At 70.3% G+C, this 23,047-nt stretch carries 14 protein-coding genes; 8 read left to right on the top strand and 6 right to left on the bottom strand.

Annotated features, from left to right (window positions below; translation table 11 throughout):
• Nucleotides 1-13 precede the first annotated feature (13 nt).
• Nucleotides 14-1,387, bottom strand: coding sequence for an agmatine deiminase family protein (locus ACZ6ZD_RS25555; protein WP_465676304.1), 1,374 nt, complete (start codon nt 1,385-1,387; stop codon nt 14-16).
• A gap of 110 nt (nt 1,388-1,497) precedes the next feature.
• Here ACZ6ZD_RS25555 and ACZ6ZD_RS25550 point away from each other — a divergent pair, with 110 nt between their 5' ends.
• Nucleotides 1,498-2,112, top strand: coding sequence for a TetR/AcrR family transcriptional regulator (locus tag ACZ6ZD_RS25550; protein WP_465676302.1), 615 nt, complete (start codon nt 1,498-1,500; stop codon nt 2,110-2,112).
• Here ACZ6ZD_RS25550 and ACZ6ZD_RS25545 read toward each other — a convergent pair.
• The 3 genes from ACZ6ZD_RS25545 to ureA are packed head-to-tail and all read right to left on the bottom strand — an operon-like array spanning nt 2,109 to nt 5,768.
• Nucleotides 2,109-3,353: an ATP-binding protein gene (locus ACZ6ZD_RS25545; protein ID WP_465676301.1), complete on the bottom strand. Its 1,245-nt coding sequence runs from the start codon at nt 3,351-3,353 to the stop codon at nt 2,109-2,111. The two genes, ACZ6ZD_RS25550 and ACZ6ZD_RS25545, sit on opposite strands and share 4 nt — an antisense overlap.
• A 13-nt stretch (nt 3,354-3,366) precedes the next feature.
• Complete coding sequence (locus tag ACZ6ZD_RS25540) at nt 3,367-5,034, bottom strand: urease subunit alpha (RefSeq protein ID WP_465676299.1); 1,668 nt, start codon at nt 5,032-5,034, stop codon at nt 3,367-3,369.
• Nucleotides 5,031-5,768 (bottom strand): urease subunit gamma, encoded by a 738-nt coding sequence (ureA, locus tag ACZ6ZD_RS25535; protein WP_465676297.1) that lies wholly within the window; start codon nt 5,766-5,768, stop codon nt 5,031-5,033. The genes ACZ6ZD_RS25540 and ureA overlap by 4 nt, the downstream gene beginning before the upstream one ends.
• Before the next feature lie 58 nt (nt 5,769-5,826).
• Between ureA and ACZ6ZD_RS25530 the strand changes: the two genes are divergently transcribed.
• From ACZ6ZD_RS25530 to ACZ6ZD_RS25505, 6 genes are all read left to right on the top strand, one after another.
• Nucleotides 5,827-6,969: an agmatine deiminase family protein gene (locus ACZ6ZD_RS25530; protein ID WP_465676295.1), complete on the top strand. Its 1,143-nt coding sequence runs from the start codon at nt 5,827-5,829 to the stop codon at nt 6,967-6,969.
• Nucleotides 6,966-8,057 carry an ABC transporter ATP-binding protein gene (locus ACZ6ZD_RS25525; protein ID WP_465676293.1) on the top strand — a complete coding sequence of 364 codons (1,092 nt, stop codon included), beginning with the start codon at nt 6,966-6,968 and terminating at the stop codon, nt 8,055-8,057. Before ACZ6ZD_RS25530 ends, ACZ6ZD_RS25525 begins: the two co-directional genes overlap by 4 nt.
• The gene (locus ACZ6ZD_RS25520) at nt 8,054-9,142 is read left to right on the top strand and encodes a polyamine ABC transporter substrate-binding protein (RefSeq protein ID WP_465676291.1); all 1,089 of its coding nucleotides are present in this window, start codon (nt 8,054-8,056) and stop codon (nt 9,140-9,142) included. Before ACZ6ZD_RS25525 ends, ACZ6ZD_RS25520 begins: the two co-directional genes overlap by 4 nt.
• A 14-nt stretch (nt 9,143-9,156) precedes the next feature.
• Complete coding sequence (locus tag ACZ6ZD_RS25515; RefSeq protein WP_465676289.1) at nt 9,157-10,818, top strand: ABC transporter permease subunit; 1,662 nt, start codon at nt 9,157-9,159, stop codon at nt 10,816-10,818.
• Between the two features lie 20 nt (nt 10,819-10,838).
• A complete protein-coding gene (locus ACZ6ZD_RS25510) occupies nt 10,839-11,414 on the top strand; it encodes a TetR/AcrR family transcriptional regulator (protein WP_465676287.1) in 576 nt (191 codons plus the stop codon).
• A 156-nt stretch (nt 11,415-11,570) separates the two neighbouring features.
• Nucleotides 11,571-13,073: an agmatine deiminase family protein gene (locus tag ACZ6ZD_RS25505; protein WP_465676285.1), complete on the top strand. Its 1,503-nt coding sequence runs from the start codon at nt 11,571-11,573 to the stop codon at nt 13,071-13,073.
• A 60-nt stretch (nt 13,074-13,133) separates the two neighbouring features.
• Here ACZ6ZD_RS25505 and ACZ6ZD_RS25500 read toward each other — a convergent pair whose 3' ends face one another.
• Nucleotides 13,134-14,321 (bottom strand): epoxide hydrolase family protein, encoded by a 1,188-nt coding sequence (locus ACZ6ZD_RS25500; protein ID WP_465676283.1) that lies wholly within the window; start codon nt 14,319-14,321, stop codon nt 13,134-13,136.
• 109 nt (nt 14,322-14,430) lie between these two features.
• Here ACZ6ZD_RS25500 and ACZ6ZD_RS25495 point away from each other — a divergent pair, with 109 nt between their 5' ends.
• On the top strand, nt 14,431-17,319 hold the full coding sequence (locus tag ACZ6ZD_RS25495; RefSeq protein ID WP_465676280.1) for a helix-turn-helix transcriptional regulator: 2,889 nt from the start codon (nt 14,431-14,433) through the stop codon (nt 17,317-17,319).
• Between the two features lie 9 nt (nt 17,320-17,328).
• Here ACZ6ZD_RS25495 and ACZ6ZD_RS25490 read toward each other — a convergent pair whose 3' ends face one another.
• On the bottom strand, nt 17,329-22,962 hold the full coding sequence (locus ACZ6ZD_RS25490; protein ID WP_465676278.1) for an RHS repeat-associated core domain-containing protein: 5,634 nt from the start codon (nt 22,960-22,962) through the stop codon (nt 17,329-17,331).
• Nucleotides 22,963-23,047: the final 85 nt, after the last annotated feature.

Below are 23,047 nucleotides of genomic sequence, written 5' to 3'. Positions count from 1 at the left end.
CGGATGCCGTTTGTCAGGATTTGGCCCGCGGCTGCTGCTGGGTCGCGCAGTGGATCGTGCCGCCGCCGGTGCACAGCCCGTCGGTGGTGATCTGGACGACGATCTTGTCCGGGAACAGGTCGGCGACGATGTCGAACGCCTCCGCATCGGTGTCCAGATCGCCGTACTGGCCGAGGACGATGCAGTCGTTGGCCTCGTAGTAGCCGATGTAGCCGGGTGCGGCCGTCTGGGCGAACTCGTCGGCACCGCGTTCGGTGAACGGCAGCGCGGTGTTGCGGGCGCGGTAGGTCTTGTAGACGGCGGCCGGGTCGGGCTCGGGCAGTGTCGAGGTGGTCAGCTTCTTACCGCCGCCCAGGAGCTTCGTGCGCTGCTCGGCCGGCAGCTGGTTGAGCTCGTCGATCGCCGTGAGCAGCGCCTTGCGATCGCGCTTGTCCTCGGCCTCGCCGAACTCCGCGGAGGCGTAGAGCAGGTGGTCGGGCGCGGTGAAGCGGGCCAGGAAGTCGATGTGCCAGTCCGTCACCTCGAGCCCGGGGCGGCCGGGCATCCACAGCATCCGCTCGGCGCCGAACAACCGGCGCAACTCGACCTCGATCTCTTCCTTCTGCTTCCCCGGGTTCCGGTTCGGGTTCAGGATGCAGCTCTCGGTCGCGACGCCCAGGCCGTACCCGTTCACCTCCAGCCCGCCGCCCTCCATCGTCAGCCAGGTCTTCAGCACCGGGACGCCGGAGTCGGCGGCGATCGCGGCCGCGATCGCCCGGTCCGCGTCGATCGGCTGGTCGGCGACGCCGTTCGCCGCCTTCCGCGGGTCCTTGCGCCAGCCCTCCAGACCGGTACTGATCGACTCCTGGCCCCAGCCGTTGAAGTTCAGGTTCACGGCGTGCAGTGCGCCGGCCGCGTCGCGGACGAAGACCGGCGCGGTGTCGCGCACCCAGAGATCGTTGAGCGGCAGCTGCACGAAGTCGAGCGGATGCGTCCGGATCGGCGGCAACTCCTTGGCCGCCACGTCGCCGAGGTAGATCCGCCCGGACCCGTCGAGCTCGGGCCCGACCTGGTCCTTGGGCGAGGCCGCCGCGACGATCTCGGCCAGGAAACGCTTCGCCTCGGCCTCGTCGGCCGCGTTGTTCACCAGCAGCGCCACCGGCTCGAACCGGGAGATCGTCGCCGCCAGCCGGATCAGGTCCTGCCGCGCGACCAGCCGCGCGTTGGTCAGATCCCGCCCGTACGCCGTGTCCGGCTCCTCGCCCCAGACGCCGGGCGTGGCGCCGTACGCCATCCAGGTCACCTCGTGCGGCGCGCCCTCGGCCGGCATCAGGTACCCGCCGCTCGCAGCCTTCGGCGGTGCAGCAGCCTCGTCCGGCCCGCAGCCGGTCAGCCCGGCGATCACCATCCCGGCTCCCGCCGTCCTGAGAAAAGTCCGCCGACCCATCATCGCGAAATCTCGCTCCCGTTCGTGGTTGTGAATCTACTCCTGGCGCGGGCGGCGGTTAAGCTCCGAGCGTGACAGATCCGGACGCCGCCGCGCCGAAACGGCAGCCGCGTGGCGCGGCCCGTGAACAACTGATCGTCACCGCGGCCGCCGAGCTGATCACCGAGCGCGGCCTGGCCGGCATCCGGGTCGCGGATGTCGCCGAGCGCGCCGGTGTCGGCACCGGGCACGTGTCGTACTACTTCCGGTCCAAGACCGTGTTGCTGATGCGCGCGATCCAGCAGTCCGAGGACGCGTTCATCGACCGTGCCGAGGCGACGCTGGCCCGGATCCGCGACCCGTGGAAACAGCTGGCGAAGTACGTCGAGCTGTCGGCGGCCGACCGTCCGCACGACCCGGGCTGGGTGCTGTGGTTCGAGGTCTGGAGCAGCGCCGCGCTCGATCCCGAGGTCGCCGCGTTGCACGAAGAGCTGGACGCGCGGTCGCGCCGGATCCTGACCGGCATCATCCGCTCCGGCCGCGAGCAGGGCGTTTTCCGTACCGAGGATCCCGATGCGGCGGCCGCCGTCCTGGCCGCCACAGTCGACGGGCTCTCGATCCGGCTCACCCTGGGCACCGCCGGGCTGACGGTCGCCAAGGTCCGGAAACTCTGCCTGGGCACGGCGCAGGCGTTGCTCGGCCATTAGGTCCGCGCGTACGCCGCGATCGCGACGCCGAAGTCGTCGAGCAGCTCGGGCGTGACGCTGCGCCGTAACTTGCCCAGGGCAACCAGATAGTCCGCGGTGACCGGACCGATCCCGGTCGGCCGGTCGAGGTCGCGTTCGAACGACGCCTGCGCGGCGGCCCGGGCGACGTACTCGATCTCGGCCGGCGTCATCCGCTCACTCGACGCCACGAGCTCGTCGACGTCCACACCGTCGGCGGCATACCGGGCCCAGATCGCCCGCCGGGCGCCGTGGTCCGGCGTACCGATCGGCAGGACATAGTCGAACCGGCCGGGCCGTAGGAAGGCTGGATCGAGATCGCCGACGGTGTTGGTCGCGCAGACCAACAGCCGGGTGTCGTGCTGCCGGAACGCTGGGATCAGCTTGAGCAGCTCATTGGTGACGCCGTGCCGCGCGGTGGCGCCGTCACGGGTCGCCGCGATCTCCTCCACCTCGTCGATGAAGATCAGCACCCGTTCGAGCTGAGCCACCTCCGCGAACGCATCCCGCAGCGCCGCCGGATCACCGGCCAGCTGCGATGGCAGCAGCTCCACGAACGGCCAGCCCAGCCGGGAGGCGATCGCCCGCGCGAACGTCGTCTTCCCGGTGCCCGGCGGCCCGAACAGAATGATCGCCCGCGGCGGCTCGACGCCATGCTGTTGTGCCAGCTCAGGCTCGGCCAGCGGGAGCAGCACCCGCTTCTCGATCAGGTCTTTCTCCTGATCCATCCCCGCGAGCCGCTCCCACAGATCACGCGGCAACAACTGCCCACCAAGCCGATCCAGGACGAGGGCCTGATCCGCGTCGACCGAGATCGTCTTGTCGTAGTACGCGACGGCGGGCCGGCGGCTGTAACCGGCGTTCTCCAGGCCGCGCGCGAGCAACTCCTCCTCGCGCAACACGTAGGCGATACTGCGCACGCGCCGCTCAACGAGCTGAGTCTCCAGCGCAAGCAGCAATGCACTCGCGAGGCCCTGGCCGCGCAGCTCGTCCGGGATCGCGATCCGCGTCACCCACGCGCGATCGCCGGAAACCATCGACAGCGCGACCCCGACCACCCGACCGTGGCGGATGGCAACGACCGCGGGCTGCCGCGTCCGCAGGACGCCGATGCAGTCGGCCAGCGAGAACACCGAGTGCTGACTGTCGGACGTCGTATCGCACAGCCGGACGACGGCCTCCAGGTCGTCGTCGTGGTACTCGCGGATCAACCAGCGCTTCATCGCGTCCTTCTCCTCAGAAGTGGTAGAGCTGCTGGAGCGGCGCCCGGTCGACGGGCGGCATCGTCAGCAACTGGTCCTCGAAGCGGGTCTGCCCGTTGTGCGGGTCGACGACGACCGGGCCGGTCCGGCCGTGATGAGCCATATCGGCGAGCCGGACCGTGCGGCAGCCCCGGACCGGCGCCAGCCGGCGGCGCGTCGGGACGGCAGAGACTCCGGCTGCCGCAGCGGCTTCGTTGACGAACAGCACCGACAACTCGGCCGCGGTCGCGCCGTGCCCGCCGAACTGCGCGCCGAACACCAAGGGCTGCGCGCTGTCGATCGACCCGTTCGGGTCACCCGTCACGCCCCAGGCCGGGAAGCCGGCCTTCAGGACCAGCTCGGGTTTGGCGCCGAACGTTGCCGGCCGCCACAAAACGATATCCGCGAGTTTGCCCGGCTCCAGGCTGCCGACATGCTCGTCGAGCCCGTGTACACGCGCCGGGTTGATCGTGAGCTTGGCCAAATAACGCAGGACGCGGGTGTTGTCGTCGCCGCGCGGCTCGCCGCGCAGGACGGACGCCAGGCCGAAGGTGCTCCGCCAGGTCTCCCCCGCACGGCCCATCCCCTGCGCGTCGGACGACGTGATCGGGATGACGCCCAGATCGTGCAGCAGGTTCTCGGCGCCCATCGTCGCGGCCCGGACCCGGTCGTCGGCGAGCGCGCGGTCGCCGGGCAGGTCGTCCCGCAGGCCGTGTACGTGGGCGATCATCGAGCGGTGCTCGGCGACGGCGTCCCGGCCGAACGGCAAGGTCGGACTGGTCGACGAGGCCAGCACATGCGGGATTCCGGCCAGGCTGAGGACGTCGGGCGTGTGACCGCCGCCGCACCCCTCCACGTGATAGGCGTGGATCGCCCGCCCGTCGAGGACGGCGAGTGTGTCGGCGACCGTGAGTCCCTCGTTCAGTCCATCGGTATGGACGGCGACCTGGACGTCGTAGTCCTCGGCAACGACCAGCGCGGTGTCGAGCGTACGCAGGTGCGCGCCGGTGTCCTCGTGCACCTTGAACCCGCAGACGCCGGCTTCGAGTGCCTCGAGCAACGGATCGCGGCGGCTGGACGACCCGCGACCGAGGATGCCGATGTTCAGCGGATAGTCGTCGAACGCGCCGTACCCGGTGCGCAGGATCCAGGCCGAGCCGACGCCGACACCCCAGAACGGGCCGATCTCCTGCCCGATCACCGTCGTCACGCCGGAGGCCAGCTCGGCCTCGCAGACCCGCGGCGACAGCAGATGGACGTGGGTGTCGATACCACCCGGCGTCGCGATCAGGCCTTCACCCGACACGACCGCCGTCCCGCTGCCGATCACGAGGTCGACGTCGTCCATCGTGTCCGGGTTGCCGGCTTTGCCGATACCGACGATGTAGCCGTTGCGGATGCCGAGGTTCGTCGCGCGGATGCCGAGCACGGGGTCGAGCAGCAGCACGTTGCTGACCACCAGATCGCAGGACTCGCTGGTCCGGACGGCCTGCAGGCCGATCCCGTCCCGGCCGGTCTTCCCGAAGCCGAGCAGGACTTCGTCGCGATCAGTGCCCCGGTCGTCGTGGTCGACGCGGACGACGAGGCCGGTGTCGCCGAGGACGACCCGGTCGCCCAGGCCCGGGCCGTAGGCGCCGGCGCGGGCGCGCTGGTCGAGTGTCATCGGGCGACCGCCTTGGCCGCGGCCGTCTCCGGATCGCCGTTGTCCGGATGGTCGCTGTCCAGGAAGCCCCACTCGTGGGCGCGGGCCAGCGCGGTCGCGAAGATCCCGGGCTCGTCGAGCGGCCCGTCGACCAGCCCGGCGAAGCCGACCACGACCCGGCCGCCCCGGATCGGCGCGAGCCGCACACTCGTCGTCGTCCCGGGCTCGAACCGCACGTGCGTGCCGGCCGGGACGTCGAGATGCCGCCCGTACGCCGTCGCCCGGGAGAACCGCAGCCGCGCGTTGGCCTCGAAGAAATGGAAGTGACTCGTCACCGAGATCACCACGGACGCCGTGTTGACCACCTCGACCGTGACCAGGTCGGCCACCGGCTCGACCGGCGGCTGATCCGCCACCAGGACGGCGCCCGGCATGTCGGCCCGCTCGGCCACCGGCCCGAACGGATCGCGGACGACGACCAGCCGGGACCCGTCGGTGAAGACGGCCTCGACGGCGACGCTCCGAACGACGTACGGCACCTCGGGCAGCACCTCGGCGGCGGTCAGCACCGACTGCCCGGTACGGACGGCGTCCGCGTGCCGGCCACCGCGCCGGGCCACCTCGCACACCTCGTCGGCGATCAGCGCGGTCGCCTCGGGCACGTTCAGCAGCACCCCGGCGGCGCGCCGCCGACGAGCCAGCTCGGCCGCCGAGAACAGCAGCAGCCGGTCACGTTCGGTGGGTGTCAGTTGCATTCCGCAGTCCCGTCCGAGGTCTTGACTGAAAATTTGGTCAACGCCAAACTAACGCACCATGACCCCGTCCACAACGTCCGGCTCCGAGCCGGGAATGGCCGCGACCTACCCCGCCGAACTGGGACCGCACGGCCTGGCCGCCGCGCCCGCCAGGGCGCTCCCCCACGTCGACGCCCGCCTGGAGCGCTTCCGGATGCCGGCCGAGTGGGACCGCCACGAACGCACTCTGCTGACCTGGCCGACCCGGCGCGAGCTGTGGGCCGGCGTCTTCGCCGACGCGAAACGCGAGTACGCCGCCGTCGCCCGCGCGATCGCGGACTTCGAGCCGGTCACCGTCGTCGCGCTCCCGGGCGCGAAACAGGAGGTGATCGACCACTGCGGCACCGCGAACCTCGACGTCCTGGAAGCACCGGTCGACGACTCCTGGATCCGCGACAACGGGCCGCTGGTCGTCCGCGACGCCGAGGGCAACCGGCTCGGCGTCGACTTCGCCTTCAACTCGTGGGGGCGCAAGTTCCTGCCCTACGACCGGGACGCCGGCCTGGCGGAGATCGTCCTGGACCACCTCGGGATCGAACGCGTCCCGATCGACCTGGTCCTCGAAGGCGGCAGCATCACGGTCGACGGCCAGGGCACGCTGATCTCGACCGCGCAGTGCCTGCTGCACAGCAACCGCAACGCCAACCTGTCCCAGGCCGCGATCGAGGACGTCGTCCGCCGGGCGCTCGGCGTGGAGACGATCCTGATGCTGCCGTTCGGCCATCTCGACGACCGGCACACCGACGGGCACGTCGACGGGGTCTGCACCTACGTCGCGCCCGGCCGGGTGGTCGCGCAGACCTGCAGCGACACCGGGAACGTCAACCACGAGGCGATGGCCCGCAACCTGCGCTACCTGCGCGACAACCTCGACCAGCAGGGGCGGATCGTCGACGTCCGCGGGCTCGACCTGTTCTCGTCGTTCGCGCTCGAAGGCGTCACCGAGTACGTCGCCTACCCGAACTTCTACGTCGCGAACGGCGTGGTCGTCGTCCCGGTCAGCGGCGCCGCGGCGGACGACGAGCACGCACTCGAGGTCATCGGCAACCAGTTCCCCGATCGTCAGGTGATCGGGGTCGCGGGTCAGGTGATCGCGTTCGGGGGCGGCGGCCCGCACTGCATCACGATGCAGATCCCTGCTGCGATCGGAGGTTCGGTATGACGCTGCTGACCGATCGGCCACCCACGGCCGGCCGTACGAGCGCGGAGGTCGAGCTGTCCGGGCTCGTCAAACGGTACGGCGGCACGGTCGCGGTCGACGAGTTGTCGCTGACCGTCCCGGCCGGGGAGTTCGTTGCGCTGCTCGGGCCGTCGGGCTGCGGGAAGTCCACGACGCTGCGGATGCTGGCCGGTCTGGAGCAGCCCGACAGCGGCCAGGTCCGGCTGTCCGGGATCGACGTGACCGGCGTACCTGCGCATCGGCGGGACATCCACACTGTCTTCCAGTCCTACGCACTGTTCCCGCATCTCAGCGTCGCGGACAACGTGGCTTTCCCGTTGCGGCAGCGCGGGGTGCCGCGGGCGGAGATCCGGAGCCGGGTCGCGGACGCGCTCGCGCTCGTCCAGTTGCCCGCGATCGGCGGTCAGGCCGTGACGAGCCTTTCGGGCGGCCAGCAGCAGCGGGTCGCGCTCGCCCGGGCCGTCGTAGATCGGCCGGGCGTCTTGCTGCTCGACGAGCCGCTGTCCGCACTCGACCGGAGTCTGCGGCAGGCCATGCAGGTCGAGCTGCGGCTGCTGCAACAGAACCTCGGCGTCACGACCGTACTCGTCACGCACGATCAGGAAGAGGCGCTCAGCCTGGCCGATCGGATCGTCATCATGTCCGAGGGCCGCGCCGAACAGGTCGGGACGGCCGAGGAGGTCTACGACTTCCCGGACAGCCTGTTCGTCGCCCGCTTCGTCGGCGAGCAGAACGAGCTCGCCGGGACGGTCGACGAAAGGGGCCGGTTCCAGCACCCGGAGGTGACGATCGTCGGCGACCGGCCCGAGGCCGGCGCTTCGATCGCGCTCATCCGCCCCGAACATGTGCGGGTCGGCCCGGTCAGCGGGCCGGCCGACGTCAACACGATCGACGGCGTCGTCCGCGGCGTGAGTATCGCCGGGATCTCCAGCGTCGTCCTCGTCCACTGCCGCGGCCTCACGCTGCTGGCCCGGGTTCCGCGCGACGGGCGGCCGTTGCCGCGGGTCGGCGATCAGGTCCGGTGCTCGTGGGACACGGCGCACGTCCGGATCTTCCGAGGAGAGTCATGAGCATCAGACGTCTCGCGGCCCTGCTCGCGGCCGCGCTCGCCATCAGCGGCTGCAGCGACGGCGGCAGCGACCAATCGGCCGTGGTGGAACAGGGCTCGACGCTCACGATCTATTCGTGGGCCGACTACATCGCGCCCGCGAACCTGAAGGCGTTCGAGCAGGCGACCGGCGTCCGGGTGCAGGTCGACGCCTACGCATCGGCCGAGGAGGCGGTCGCGAAGCTGCGGCTCACGCAGGGGACGAGCGGTTACGACCTGGTCGTGATGGACGGGTCCTATGTGCCGCAACTCGTGCAGAACAAGGCGTTGCTGCCCTGGGACAAGAGCCGGCTGCCGAGTCTGCCCGGGCTGTCCCCGACCTTCACGGGTAAGTCGTGGGATCCGGAGAACACCTACGCGATCCCGAAGACCGGCGGCTCGACCGGATTCGTCTGGGACAGCGCGGTGGTCAAGACTCCCCCGGCCGATTGGAACGGCTTCTACGACCACTTCGCCGACCCCGCGGTCAAGGGCCGGACGTCGGTCATCGACGGAGCGCCGTCGTTCGTCGGCTCCTATTTCTGGGGGAACGGCATCTCCGATCAGACGACGAACGCCGCCGACTACAGCGCCGCGCAGCAGTACTACGAATCGAAGGTGCTGGGGCACCTGAAGGAGTTCAACTCCTATCCGCGGGCGAACCTCGCCTCGGGCGACCTCGTGCTGGCGCAGGCCTTCACCGGTGACGCGCGCGGCGCGTTGCTGGACGGGCCGAAGACGCTGCGGTTCGCGCTCGGCGCGCCGAAGACCGACCTGTACGTCGACCACTGGGTGCTGCCGAAGGGGTCGAAGAACACCGCGGCCGCGCACTCGTTCGTGGAGTTCCTGCTCAAGCCGGAGAACGCGGCGAAGGAGACCGAGTCACACGGGTACTACACCGGGGTCGAGGCGTCCCGGAAGTTCCTGCCGAAGGATCTGCCGCATCAAGAGCTCGTCTTCTTCGACGCCGGCGTCCCGGCCGACCGATTCGTTCCGGCCGAGGTGACGCCGGCCCGCAAGCTCGCGGTGTCGACGTTCCAGCGGTTGAAGGCGGTGGGATCGCGGTGAGGGTCCGCGGGCTCGTGCCCTCGCTGCCGGCCTTCACCTGGTTGTGTCTGTTCTTCCTGCTGCCCGGCGCGCTGGTCGCGGTCTTCAGCCTCGGTGAGTCGACGCTGTTCGGCACGGTCGACCTGGGTGCGCCGTCCCTGGACCGGTACGGCGAGGCGACCAGCGAGACCTTCCGGATCGTCTTCGAGAACACGCTGCAGCTCTCGGTGGTCGGGACGGCGTTGTGCGTCGTGCTCGCCGTACCGATGGCGTACCTGATCGCGACCCGGCTGACCGGCGCCTGGAAGTACGCCGCGATCGCGGCGGTCGTGATCCCGTACTGGATGCCGTTCCTGCTCCGGACGTACTCGTGGCGGATCCTGCTCGGCGATCACGGGCCCCTAGGGGTGCCCGGCGTCCTGGACACCTTGGCCGGCGCCCAGCTCGGCGTCGTCTACAACTACCTGCCGCTCGCGGTGCTGCCGATCGCGGTCGCCCTCGATCGGCTCGACCCGGCGCTACGGCGGGCCGGGCGGGACCAGGGCGCGAGTCCGTGGCGGGTGTTCTGGCAGGTGACGCTGCCGGCCGCGCGGCCGGGCATCATCAGCGCCGCACTGCTGGTCTTCATCCCGCTGATGGGTGACTACGTGACGCCGTCCGTGCTGGGCGGGGTCAAGGCGGCGGTGGCCGGGTCGCTGGTCAGCAGCTCGTTCTTGCAGAGCCAGGACTGGGCTCTCGGCGCGGCAACCGCCGTACTGCTCATTCTGTTGGTGCTGGTCGTGCTGGGCTGTGCCGCGGTGCTACTGCGGTTGGCTGGACTGGCGGTCCGGGCCGTGCGGCCGTTGGACCTGACAGCACGGCTGTGGTCACCCGGGCGGACGTTCGACGTCTGGGGGCCGTTGTTGCGGGTGTTCGGCGTACTGCTCTGTCTCTTCCTGTGGCTGCCGATTCTGACCATCGTCGGGTACTCGTTCAACGGCGGACGGACGCTGCAGGTCTGGACGGGGTTCAGCACCCGCTGGTACGCCGGAATCGGCGACAACCCGACTCTGGTCGATGCGATCGGGATCTCGCTGCGGGTCGCGGTGCTCTCGACCGTGGTGGCCGTGATCATCGGGACGCTCGCGGGCACCGCGCTCGCCCGGGCCGCGCGTCCGATCCGGCGGACGCTGCTCGCACTCCTGCTCGTCGTGTTCATCACGCCGGAGATCGTCTCGGCGATCGGGCTGCTGCTGTTCTACGTCGCTGCCGGGCCGGGGCTGTCGAACGGCGTCCTGCGCTTGGTCATCGCGCACTCGGTGCTTGCGGTCGCGATCGTCGCGTTCGTCGTCCAGGCGCGGCTGGCCGGGCTCGACCCGCGACTGTCGGACGCGGCGGCGGATCTGGGGGCGCGGCCGTGGGCGGCGTTCCGGCAGGTGACGGTCCCATTGGCGGCGCCTGCCGTGCTCGCCGCGGCCATCCTGGCCTCGACTGCCTCCCTGGACGACGTCGTCGCGTCCAGCATGCTGGGGAACGTCGGGACGACGACGCTACCGGTGTACGTGTACTCGACGATGCGGAACGGGTTGCGCGGTGACGCGGCGGCCGCCTCGGTCGTGGTGATGCTGCTGATCGCGGTCGCCGTCCTCGCGATCGGATGGGTGTTGCGGCGGCGCGGGCAGGGCCGGTCGTTCGCCGAAGGGCTGGTGGGCCGATGAGTCCGCCTAGAATCGGGCAGATGACCGACCGTCGTACGCAGCTCCTGCAGGCCACCATCGCCGTCATCGCCCGGCGCGGCGTCCGCGGGATGCGGGTCCAGGAGGTCGCCGCCGACGCCGGGGTCTCGGTCACGCTGCTCTACCACTACTTCGGCAGCCGCGAGGGTCTGCTCGAAGCGGCGCTGGAGGCGGTCAGCGACCAGGCCGGCCGGTACGGCGAACGCGCGGCCGCGGGTGCGACGTCCGCCCGCGCCGAGCTCGTGGCGCGCTTGGTCGGCGAGCTCAGCGGGACGGACGAAGTCCAGGTGAACTCCGCGGCGTGGGGTGAGCTGCGCTGGGCGTCGGTCTTCGACGAGCGGCTGCGGCCCGCCGTCCACAAGCTCACCGCGGAGTGGGTCGACGAGATCGCCGAGCTGGTCCAGCGCGTACACGCCGAGGAAGGGACGGACGGCGCCGATCACGCGAGCGCGGTCGCTGAGCGGCTGGTGGCACTCGTCGAGGGCCTGTCCGGTCGCTGGCTGACCGGCGCGGTCGAGCCGGATCACCTGCGGGAACTGCTCGCCGGAGCGATCGCAATCGAGCTGCCACAGCGCTGAATCGGCGTCTTCACAGGGGTGCCGGGGGTGCTTCGGCCTGCCTGGAATCTGGTTGCCCAAAGCACCTTTCCGGCCTCTTGACAGCCCTGACGGGCGGGAGGACAGTTGCGGCAATTCTTGGATGCCATCCAAGAATTGCGACCGAGAGGAACCGATATGAACGACCTCAGCAGCGATCTCCCGGCCCGCCCCGGGTGGTCGCGCCGCCAGTTCGTCACCCGGACCGGCCTCGCGGCCGCCGGACTCGCCGTGACCGGCGCCGGCGTCCGCGCCGTCACGACGCGGGGCGCCGCGATGGCCGCGCCGCCGTTCGCCGTCCCGGGGGAAGAAGCCGCCGTCCAGCGGACGTGGATGGCCTGGCCGTCCAGTACGTCGATCTGGGGCAACCTGCTCGGCGGCGTCCAGGGGGACGTCGCGAAGATCGCGAACGAGATCGTCAAGTACAACCCGGTGGTGCTCTGCGCCGACGGGACGTCGAACGCGGCGACGGCCCGCGGCCGGGTCAGCTCCGCGGTGACGGTGATCGGGTCGATCCCGGTCAACGACTGCTGGATGCGCGACACCGGCCCGCTGTTCCGGCTGAACCCGGCCGGGCAGATGGACGCGTTCGGGCTGAACTTCAACGGCTGGGGCAACGAGCAGACGCACGCCAAGGACAACCTGGTCGCGCAGAACATCGCGGCCTACACCGGCGTCCCGTTCAACCGGTCGAGTGTGGTCGGCGAGGGCGGCGGCGTCCTGTGCGACGGCGACGGGACGCTGATCGCGAACAAGAGCTCCTGGCTGGACTCCGCCCGCAACCCCGGGAAGTCGCTAGCGCAGATCGAGGCCGAGCTGCTCGCGCAGTACGGCGCGACCAAGATGATCTGGTGCCAGGGCGTCGCGAACCAGGACATCACCGACGACCACATCGACAGCAAGGTGCTGTTCGTCCGGCCCGGTGTGGTGATCGTGCAGCTCTCGAGCCCGTCGCGGCCGTCGAGTGTCTGGTCGCGGGACGCGATCGCGACCCGCGATCTGTTGCTAGCAGCAACCGATGCCAAGGGCCGGCGGTTCCAGGTGACCACGATCTACGGGCCGGCGACGCTGCCGCGGATCCCCAGCTCGCAGTGGTCGACGTTCTTCGACGGGTACCTCAATTGCGCGATGACGAACTCGGCGATCATCACGGCCCAGTTCGGCGACGCGCAGGCCGACGCGGCGGCGAAGTCCGCGCTGGCGACCGCCTTCGGGCGTCCCGTCGTCCAGCTCAACCTGGACCGGCTGATGGGTGACGGCGGTGGCGGCGCGCACTGCGTGACGATGAACGAGCCGGTGTCGACGCCCGGCGGGCCGACGCCCACCCCGACCCCGACCGGGCCGAAGGTCGTCGCGGACAAGACGACGGTCCGCCGCGGCGGACAGATCACCGCGACCGTGACGAACGGCCCGGGGAACACCCGCGACTGGGTCGGCCTCTACCGCGCGAGCGCCGCCAACTCGGCCGGCGGCGTCGACGAGAAGTACCTGAACGGCCGGAACACCCCGCCGTCCAGCGGCCTGACCGGCGCGTCGATCACCTTCACCGCCCCGAACAGCACCGGCGCCTACAACTTCCGCTTCTTCGCCGACGACGGCTACACGCTGCTCGCGAAGTCCGCCGACTTCACTGTCACCTGACAGCCGCGAGCGACCTTCACCATGCCCGCGCGGTGAAGGTCGCTCGACGACCTGCCGGAGTTACTTCTTCAGTTCGCGGAAGAAGACCCGGATGTCGGCGACGAGCAGGTCGGGCGCATCCAGGGCGGACCAGTGGCCGCCGCGCTCGTACTCGTTCCAGGACACGATGTTCTTGTGGTCGCGATCGGCGAAGCGGCGCAGCGGGGTGAAGTCGTTGGCGAAGCTGGCCAGGCCGGTCGGGGCAGTGGTGGGCTCGGTCGGGTGCTCGGCGTGGTGGTCCTCGTAGTAGAAGCGGGCCGCCGAGGCACCGGTGTTGGTGAGCCAGTAGATGGTCGCGTTGGTCAGCACGTGCTCGTCGTCGAGCGCGTTCAGCAACTGCGCGCTCCAGGCCAGCTGCCCGGCGGGCGAGTCGGCCAGGGCGTGGGCGAGGTTCTGCGGCGCGGTCTCCTGCAGTTTCGCGTACGCCGACATCTCCTCGTTGAACTTCTGCAGGAAGCCGAGGTACTCCATGTCCTTCTGGCTCATCCCCTCGAACTCGGCCGGGTCGCCGGACGGGAACGAGAACAGCTGGGTGACGTGGACGCCGAGCACGTGGTCCGGCGCGAGCCGGCCCAGCTCCGGCGACACGAACGAGCCGACGTCGTTGCCGTGGGCGCCGTACTTGTCGTACCCGAGCCGGCGCATCAGCTCGGCCCACGCGGCCGCCGTCCGGTACCGGTTCCAGCCCTTCTCGAACGTCGGCCCGGAGAAGCCGAAGCCGGGCAGCGAGGGCAGGACGACGTGGAACGCGTCGGCCGGGTCGCCGCCGTGCGAGCGCGGGTCGGTCAGCGGGCCGATCAGGTCCAGGTACTCGACGACCGAGTTCGGCCAGCCGTGCGTCAGGATCAGCGGGGTGGCGTCCGGCTCGGGCGAGCGGACGTGCAGGAAGTGGATGTTCTGCCCGTCGATCTCGGTGGTGAAGTGCGGGTACTCGTTCAGCCGCGCCTCCCACTTGCGCCAGTCGTACCCGTCGCGCCAGTGCTCGACGAGTCGCTGCACGTAGTCGACCGGGACGCCGTACTCCCAGCCCGGCGTGACCGGACCGCGCTGGACGCCGTCGGTGACCTGGTCGCGGGGCAGCTCGTTGGCCCAGCGGACCCGGCGCAGCCGGTCGTTCAGATCATCGAGCTGTGACTGGGGAACTTCGATCCGCAACGGCCGGACGGCCTCGTCGGCGGTGTCGCGCGGGTGGCTGTTCGGAGTGCTCACTTTGTTCTCCTCAGGGGATAAATCCGGCCTCGGTCTCGCCCCCGGCCGGTCTAGGATCACATCGTGCTGGCAGACCGGTCCCGGCGAATCCGCAGAACCCGGTATATCCATGTCCGGTGACGATGCGTCCGCTACCGGCCGACAGCCCGTGGTCAGCCCCTTGTACGTCGGGCGACAGGCCGAACTCACCGCGTTACGCGCGGCCGCGCAACAGGTCCGGGACGGCGGATCGGCGCGCGTCCTGATCACCGGCGAGGCCGGGATCGGGAAGTCCCGGCTGGTCGCCGAGTTCACCGCGCTGCTCAAGGACGACTGGCTGACCATCACCGGCGCCTGCCCCGAGTTGGGCGCCGAGCACCTCCCGTACGTCGCGTTCCTCCCGGTCGTCCAGCAGCTCGTCGACGCCGAAGGCGGCTCCCAACCCGACTCCGCGCTGAACGCGCTCCTCCCGCACCCGTCGTCCACGGCGAGCAGCCGGCTCACGCTCCTCCAAGAGCTGGTCGCGCTGGTCGAGCGCGCCGCCGCCCGGCGTCCACTGTTGCTCGTCGTCGAAGACCTGCACTGGGCGGACGGCGCCAGCCGCGAGCTCTTCGGCTACCTCGCCCGCAATCTCGCCGACCGCCAGGTCCTCCTGGTCGGCACCGTCCGCACCGGCGAGGTCCCCGCCGGGCACCCGATCCGGCAGCTCGTCGCCGAGCTCGGCCGCCGCCCCGACATCACCACGCTCCGCCTCGGCCCACTCGAACAGCAGTACGTCAGCGAGCTGCTCACCGCGCTCGACGGCCGGTACGACCCCGCCCGAGCAGCCGCCGTGCACCAACGCTCCGGCGGCAATCCGCTGTTCATCGAGGCTCTGGCCGGCAGCGACCCCGGGAGTTCGAGCGCGCTTGCGCTCCGGAGCCTCCTCCAGGAGCGCGTCGCCCGGCTGTCGGAGACCGCCCGGCCGGTCCTCGCCGTCGCGTCCGTCGCGGGGTCGGCGATAGCGCACGAGTTACTCGCTCTGCTCGCCAACCGCTCCGACGACGAGCTCGACCACGCCCTCCACGAGCTGGTCGAGCGCGACCAGCTTCTGGCCACGACGCAGGGCTATCAGTTCCGGCACGCGCTGATCCGCGAGGCCGTCTACACAGGCCTGCTCCCCGGCGAACGCCGCCGCCTGCACGCGCGTGCCGCCACCGCGCTCGCCGAACACCCCGGCCTGGCCACGCAGACGCTACCCGCGGCCGAGCTGGCCGAGCACTGGTTCCTCGCCGGCCGCACCGAGGAGGCTTACCGCGCCACCCTGGTCGCTGCTGACGAGGCCAAGGTGAGTTTCGCGTACACCGAGGAGCTCCGGCATCTCGAACGCGCCATCGCGCTGTGTCCCGGCGACCATCCGGATCGGCTGATGCTGCTCGAACGCGCCATCGCCGCGGCCGGTCCGGCCGGCCAGGCCGCGCAAGGTCTGCAGCACTGCACGGCCGCGCTCGAGCTGGTCGACCGCGATCAGGAGCCGGAGCGCGCGGCCCAGATCCTGCTCGACCGGGCACAGTTCCGCGGCCGCCTCGACCTCACCGGCCGCGTCGATCTGGACGAGGCCGAGCGGCTCCTGCCCTCCGACCGGCCGACGTTCGCACTCGGCGTGCTGCACTACCACCTCACGGTCGACGAGACGGTCGCCCGGCGCCCGCAGTCCGGCCGGGTGCATGCCGAGCGCGTCCTCGAGATCGCCGAGGCGCTGGACGACGATAGGCTCCGGTGCCGGGCGTACGCCGTCCTCGGGCATGTCGCGATCTTCCTCGAACCGCTCGCCGTCACCCAGGCCCTGCAGGCGAAGGCCCGGGAGCTCGCCGTCCGCACCGGTGACGACTACATGCTGGTGGCCAACGGCCTGTGGGAGTGCGCGGCGCTGACGCTGAACGCACAGTACGACCAGATCGTCGTCAAGGCGCCGCAGGCGTTACGCGAGGCCGAGCTGCTCGGTATGCAGCGATGGCGCGGCCCGCTGCTGGCGGTCAATCTCTGCGAGGGCTACCTCAGCCTGGGCCGCTGGGACGAAGCCGTCGAGACCATCGAGCAGACTCTCGCCGCGGAGCCCGAGGAGCTCTACGTCAGCGTCCTGCAGGCGATGCTGTCCTGGATCAACGTCTTCCGCGGCAACTTCGAGCTGGCCGAGAGCTTGGTGCAGTCCCCCGAAGCGCTGAGCTCCGGCACCCGGACGCTTCGCGGTTACATGCTCGGTCACACCGCGATGATCTGGGCCGATCTCGCCGTCGCCCGCCACGAGCCGGAGCTGGCCGGCCGCGCCGTGGATCTCTTCCTGCGAAACAGCCGCGACACAGCGGCCCAGGTGCAACCTGACCAGGACGGGCTGCTGGCGATCACGCTGCTGCAGCGGGCCCGCCTCGCGGCCGCGCCGCGAAACCGGGAGATCGCCGCGGACGTCGCCGAGATCCGCGCCAACATCACGGGCCTCCTGCACCGCCTGGCCACCCGGTCCCCGCTCGACCGGGCGTATCGGCTGAGCATCGAGGCCGGGCTCGGCTCCGGCCGGATGACGGACTGGGACGAGTGCGTCGCCGCCTGGCGAGAGGTCAAGCACCTGCCCGCGCTCGTGTTGTGCCTGATTCACAGCGCCGAAGCAGCGCTTGCAGCCAGCAACCGGGCCGGCGCCCGGAAGCGGCTCGAAGAGGCGCGCGAGCTGGCGCTGAAGGTTCGCGCGACCGTCTGGCTGGACCGGATCGAGGCCCTCGGCCAGCGTGCCCGGCTCGAGGCCCCGGCGGCCGCCGCGACCGCGGACACGAGTGGCCTGACGCCGCGTGAGTACGACGTCCTCCGGCTGCTCGCGCGCGGCCTGCCGAACCGCCAGATCGCTGCCGAGCTGTACATCTCCCCCGCAACGGTCGGCGTCCACGTCGGCCGCATCCTGACCAAACTCGGCGCGGCCAGCCGCACGGAGGCGACGGCGACCGCACACGCGCAGGGCCTGCTCACCCCCGGTCCGGGCGACCGGGGGTGAGCTGACCGGTCAGCCGGCGTAACCCTTGCCGGCGATCCAGTTCGCCAGGTTGTCGGTGCTCATCCAGTAGTGATACTTGCCGAAGGCATCGGCCGGGTCGTAGATGTGGGCGAGGTAGCCGCCCTCGTCGTAGCCGACCACGGTGACGTAGTGCCCCGGATACTGGTGCGGGTTGCCCGCGGTGTCGTACGCGGTGCCCTGGACGACGTTGGCCACGATCAGGCGGTTGCGGTTGATGTCGTAGACGATGTCGGCCTTCAGCTGCTGCTTGAACTCGTCGGGCGCGTTCCCTTCGGCGTCCTGCGGGATGTCCTTGGACTCGTAGAAGCTCGTCTCCAGCAGCTCGTTCATCACCGGCACGACGTTGCCCGCGATCGAGTCGGTGCCGCCGGTGTCCGTCTGCAGCGGACCCCACAGCTCCTCCTCGTCCACGACCGTGTAGCCCTGGGCCGACAGCGCGACCCGGACGGCGGCCGGACCGCAGGAGAACTCGAGCTCCTTCTGCTGGCCGTAGTTCTCCCAGTTGTCGCGGTCGCAGCGCTTGCCGCCGTCCTCACAGTCCAGCCCGGATTTGTCGGTCTGGTTGATCGGGTCGTTGGCGGCGTACGCGTACCGGTTCAGGCCGACCGTGTCGTCGCCGTCGATCACCGGGTTCGGCGAGATGAACCGGCCCAGCTCCGGGTCGTAGTACCGCGAGTGCAGATAGAGCAGCCCGGCCGCGTCGTCACGCTGCCCGGTGAACCCGCGCGACTCCCGGGCCAGCGAACCGCTCGTCGCGACCACCTCACCGAAGGCCGCGTACTTCTTCCGGTGCACTTCGTTGCCCGCGGCATCGGTGACGGCCTGGATCGAGCCCTGCTGGTCGGTGTGCACCCAGTACGGCGTCGTCCCCTCGGCCCGGGCGACCAGCTGACCCGCGATCGAGACATACTTCGTCGCCGTCCCGGCCCTGACGTCGACCTCGTAGTCGTCGCCGAGGTAGCGGCGGGTCGCCGTCCCCTCGACGGCCTGGATGCGGGCGCCGTCGGCGTCGTAGGTGAAGGCGGTGGTGACGCCGGCCTTCGTGACGGAGGCGAGCCGGTTCTCGCCGTCCCAGGTGAAGGTCCGCCCGGCGCCCGACGTCATCAGCCCGGCCGCGTCGTACGCGTAGGTGTTCGGCCCGGCCTTGGTGACGGCGTGCGGCCGCGCCGAACCGTAGGTGTACGCGCCGAGCTCGGAGTTGGACGCGATGTTGCCGGTGCCGTCGTAGGCGATGGTGTGCGTCGAGGCCTTGGTGAGCTGTTCGGCCTCGTCGTACGCGTACGTCCAACTCTCCCCCGCGAACGGGCTCGCCGCCTGGACGACGTTGCCCTTGGCATCGCGGGTGTAGGTGACGTCCTGGATCGCGGTCGCGCCCTTCTTGGTCAGGATCGAGTTCAGCCAGCCGCGCTCGGCGTCGAAGCCACGGGTCGTGACGGTTCCGTTGACGTTCTCCAGCCGGCTCAGCTCACCGGCGGCCGTGTACTGCGCGGCCGTCACGAACCCGGGGATGGCGCGCGGCCGCCCGGCCCCGTCGTACCGCAGCGGCTCGGCCTGGGTGCCGACGGTGAAACCGTCCGGATACGTCGTCCACAACGGGCGTCCACCGGGGTCGAACCCATAGGTGAAGGTGTAGGCCGTGTTGTCGATCGTCCGCACCATCCGGACCGTGCGGCCCGCGGCGTCGTAGTCGGACTTCTTCGTCCCGGCTGCGTCAGTCGTCGTCGTCACCTGGCCGGTGTTGAAGTAGCCGGAGCGTTGCTCGTCGTACTTCCAGGTGGCGGTCCCGGTCGTGCTGGTCTGGCTCGTCTTCCGGCCGAGGGCGTCGTACGCGAACGTCGTCCGCTGGCCCTTCGCGTCGGTCTGGGCGGTCAGCCGGTCGGCCGCGTCCCAGGTGTACGTCGTCGTCCCGTTGTCCGGGTCGACGATCTTGGTCGCGTTCCCGGCCGCATCGCGGATGTAGACGATCGCGTTGCCGTCCGGGTCGGTGGAGCGGGTCAGGTGATCGTTGCCGTCGTACGCGTACGACGCCGTCCGCGCGACCCCGCCGACCTCCTGCGTGCTCGCGATGCGCTTGTCGTAGGCGTTCACCCGGTCGGTGGTCGTGTTCCCGCGCTCATCGGTCTCGGTCGTCGTCCAGAGCCCGTAGCTCTTCGTCCGGCTCGCTCCCCCGGGCATTGCCTCCTTGACCACCCGGTCGAGCGCGTCGTACGTCGTCACGGTCGGGTAGGTCGTCGGCTGCGGCTGACCCGACACCCAGTAGTACTTCGGCGTCTTGGCGGCAGCCAGCCCACGGGCGTTGTACGTCGTGTCGACGTAGATGTCACCGGTCGCGGCGTCCGGACCTTGGTCGGCCGTCCGCCAGGTGCGCTGCAGGCCGTCGAAGTACCGGCGGCTCCATTGCGCGTTCGCGCTGCCGTCGGCCGCCGGGCGCTCGGTCTGCTCGTACTGCGCGCCGCCGTCGCCGAGGTTGGCCCAGGTGTACCGCTCGAAGCGGCCTCCCGGCTCGGTCATCTCGGCCCGCCGGCACAACGCGTCGTACGTCACCTTGGTCAGTTGGCCGTCCGGACTGCGCACCTGCGTAGGCGTGCCGCAGACGACGTCCCAGCTGGCCGTGACCTCGTGCGAGAGCGCGTTCTCTTCGGTGGTCTGGAACAGGTGGTACGCCGGATCCCAGCCGAGCGTCGTCCGCCCGCCGAGCGCGTCGACCTCAGCGGTGATGTTGCCGAACTCGTCGTACTCCGTCCGGGTATCGGCGTAGGTATCGGTCGTCGAGCGCCAATCCCCGGTGCGGGTCGGAAGCCCTTTCGCCGGGGCTTGATTCCAGGCGGTCGCGTTGTCGTAGTACGCCAGCGTCTCGGCGAGTTTGGCGCCGGAGGTCCCAGCGCCCTGGTACTTGCGAACCGCGGCCGGTTTGCCGACGACGTACGCCGTGGTGTTCGGGACGTACGTGTTCGTCACCGTCCGCTCGTCGCCGGCGGCCTCGTGGTCGCCGTGCTCGACCTGTTGCGCGATCTCGCCGTACGCGTTGTACTGCCGGGTCGTGTACTTGCGTTTGACGTCGTCCCCGGCGTGGACGTTCTCCCAGGTGCCAGTCGGCAGCGCCGTCCGCGGCAGGACGCCGTTGTCGACGGTGAACTCCTGAATGGTTGCCCCGAGCAACTCGCCGGCGCCGGTCCGGCGCTCGCGGCGTTCGGCCTCGCCAACCGCCGCGAGGTCCTGCCGGAAAGTGGTCACCGTCGTCGGGCACTCGGTCTCGCCGCTGACACAGGGCGCGGTCTCGCGCTGCGTGCGGAAGCCGAGCCCGGTCCGCTCACCGCGGTGGTAGGCGCCACCGGCGAAGCTGTACTTCGTGGTCGCGGTCGCTCCGCGCCCGTCGCCGACCGAGACCGCGGAGGCGGTCTGCACGAGCGGCGGGTTGTTCGCGTTCGGCCAGGCGGACGACGGCGTGTAGGCGACCGACGTCCTGGCGCCGTACGGATCGGTCTTCGCGCTGAGCAGATCGGGGACGTCGCCGCCGATGTTCCAGACGTGGCGGCCCTTGTTGAAGCCGAGGTTGGCCGAGTACAGCTCGGTCATCTCGCCGAGCCCGTCGCCGTTGACGTCCATCTCGAGGAACTCGCTGCTGCACTCCCCCTTGCTGCAGCTGAACGAGCCGATACTCGTGTCGGTCGCGCCCTGGGCGAAGCCCGCGCCGGTCGACAGCCAGATCCGGCGCAGGGTCGAGAATCCCCATGGCGCGAGCTCGACCAGGTCGGCCCGGTGGTCACCGTTCAGATCGGCGACGAGCTGGCGGGAGTTGGTGGACGACGACATCAGCGCGTCGGTGGAGCCGAGCACGTAGCTGGATCCGGTGGAGATCCAGGTCCGGCGGGTGTAGGTCGAGAAGAACGGGTAGAGCTCGACCATGTCGGTCTTGTCGTCGCCGTTCACGTCCATCGCGTGGAATCGGCTGCCGCTGCCATCGGCGTCCGGCGTACTCCAGGCCATGCCGGTGTCGGTCGCTCCGGAGACGAAGCCGGTCCCGTTGGACAGCCAGATGTGCCGGCCGCCAGCGCCGAAGCCGGCCGAGTAGAGCTCGACCAGGTCGGTCCGGCCGTCGCCGTTCACGTCGGCGGTGAGGAACTGCTTGTCCTTCCCGAAGCCGATCCCGGTGTCGTTCGAGGCCAGCGTGTACGCCGTCCCGTTCGACAGCCAGGTCGCGCGGCAGTAGTGGACCGGGAACAGGCCGCACTGGTAGAGCTCGACGACATCGGACTTGCCGTCGCCGTTCACGTCCATCGAGAGGAAGCGGTTGTCCTTGCCGTTGTTGCCCTGGGAGTGGCCGGTCGACGCGAGCGCGAAACCGGTGCCGTCGGACAGATAGAGCCGGCGGCCCCAGTTGAACCCGTTCGGGTAGATCTCGACCAGGTCGGACTTGCCGTCGCCGTTGGCGTCTCCGGTCAGGAAGCGGGTGTCGGCGTGGATCGGCATCCCGGTGCCGTTCGAGGCGAGCGTGAAGTCGGTGCCGTCGGAGATCCAGGCGTGCCGCTCGAAGGTCCAGCCCGGGTACATCTCCAGCAGGTCGGACTTACCGTCGCCATTGATGTCCATCGGCAGGTACCGGGTGTTGTTCTTGTTCGCCATCGAGGTCGAGCCGCTGCCGGACACGAAGGCCGGCGTCCCGGTCTGATAGGTCGCGCTCACCGGCGGCAGACTCGTGCCGCCGGTAACGTTGCCTTGGGCATCGATCGCTGCGTCCCGGCCGAACTGCTGCACCTGGGTCAGCAGCGAACGCGCCGTGGCCGTACTGGTCGCGTATGTCAATTTGTAGGCCCGTAGCCGATCGCCGCCGACCGTTATGTCGACAGTCTTGAGCCGGCCGCTCAGCGTGCTCAGCACTCCGTTGCCCGCGGCCCGTTGTTCGGCGTCCGGTCGGGTCTCGTAGTGGAACTTCACCTCGACGCCGTTGTAGGCCACGGTGTCCAGCGCCTGCCCGTCGGTCCAGGTGTAGCGCACGGTGTTGCCGAGGGTGTCGACGATCTGGCTGAGACCCCAGCGGAAGACCTGGTCGGTCGCGACGCTGTGGATCGGGGCGAAGATCTGCCGGGCGCCGTCCTTCGCCGTCACCGTCCAGCGGCTCGCGGCGCCGGTCCCGGTCAGCGCGATCCGCAGGTAGCTCTCGTTCTTGGTCGAGTGCGTGCCGCCCGTCGTACAGCTCGGGCTCGCGCTACCCGCCGCACAGGCGACCAGCTCTTGGCCGTCGAGCAGGAAGATGTCGGAGGCGTCGTACTTCGGCGCGCCCTTGCCTGCGCCGGCGCGTTCGACCTCGGTGACGCCGGTCAGCGTCCAGCCCTGACCGACCACGCCGTTCCCGGCGCCGGACTCGTACTTGAGCGCGAGCTGCGGCTCCAGCCCCCGGTACGTCGGGACCTGCAACGGGATCGCGTCGGAGAACGCGCCCCGGGCGTCGACCTGCCAGCTCTTGGCCGGGACCTCCGGGTCGAGCGGCTTGGCGACGTCCGCGAGTTTGGTGCGTTCCTCGTCGGGCGGCTTCGGATCGGTACTCGGCGGGCTGATCGCTCCGGCCGGGACGGCGACGGTGCTCAGCAGGACCGTCGCGAGAGCAAGTCGAACAGACCTCATGGGACAACTCCTCGGGGCGGGCGGGTGGAGTCGGGCACCGATCGTAGGACTCGATCACGCTGCGTGGTAGAGCCTTTAGACGAGC

It is taken from the genome of Kribbella sp. NPDC104218 (assembly GCF_055584105.1).
This window is presented reverse-complemented; position numbering and strand designations above follow the sequence as displayed.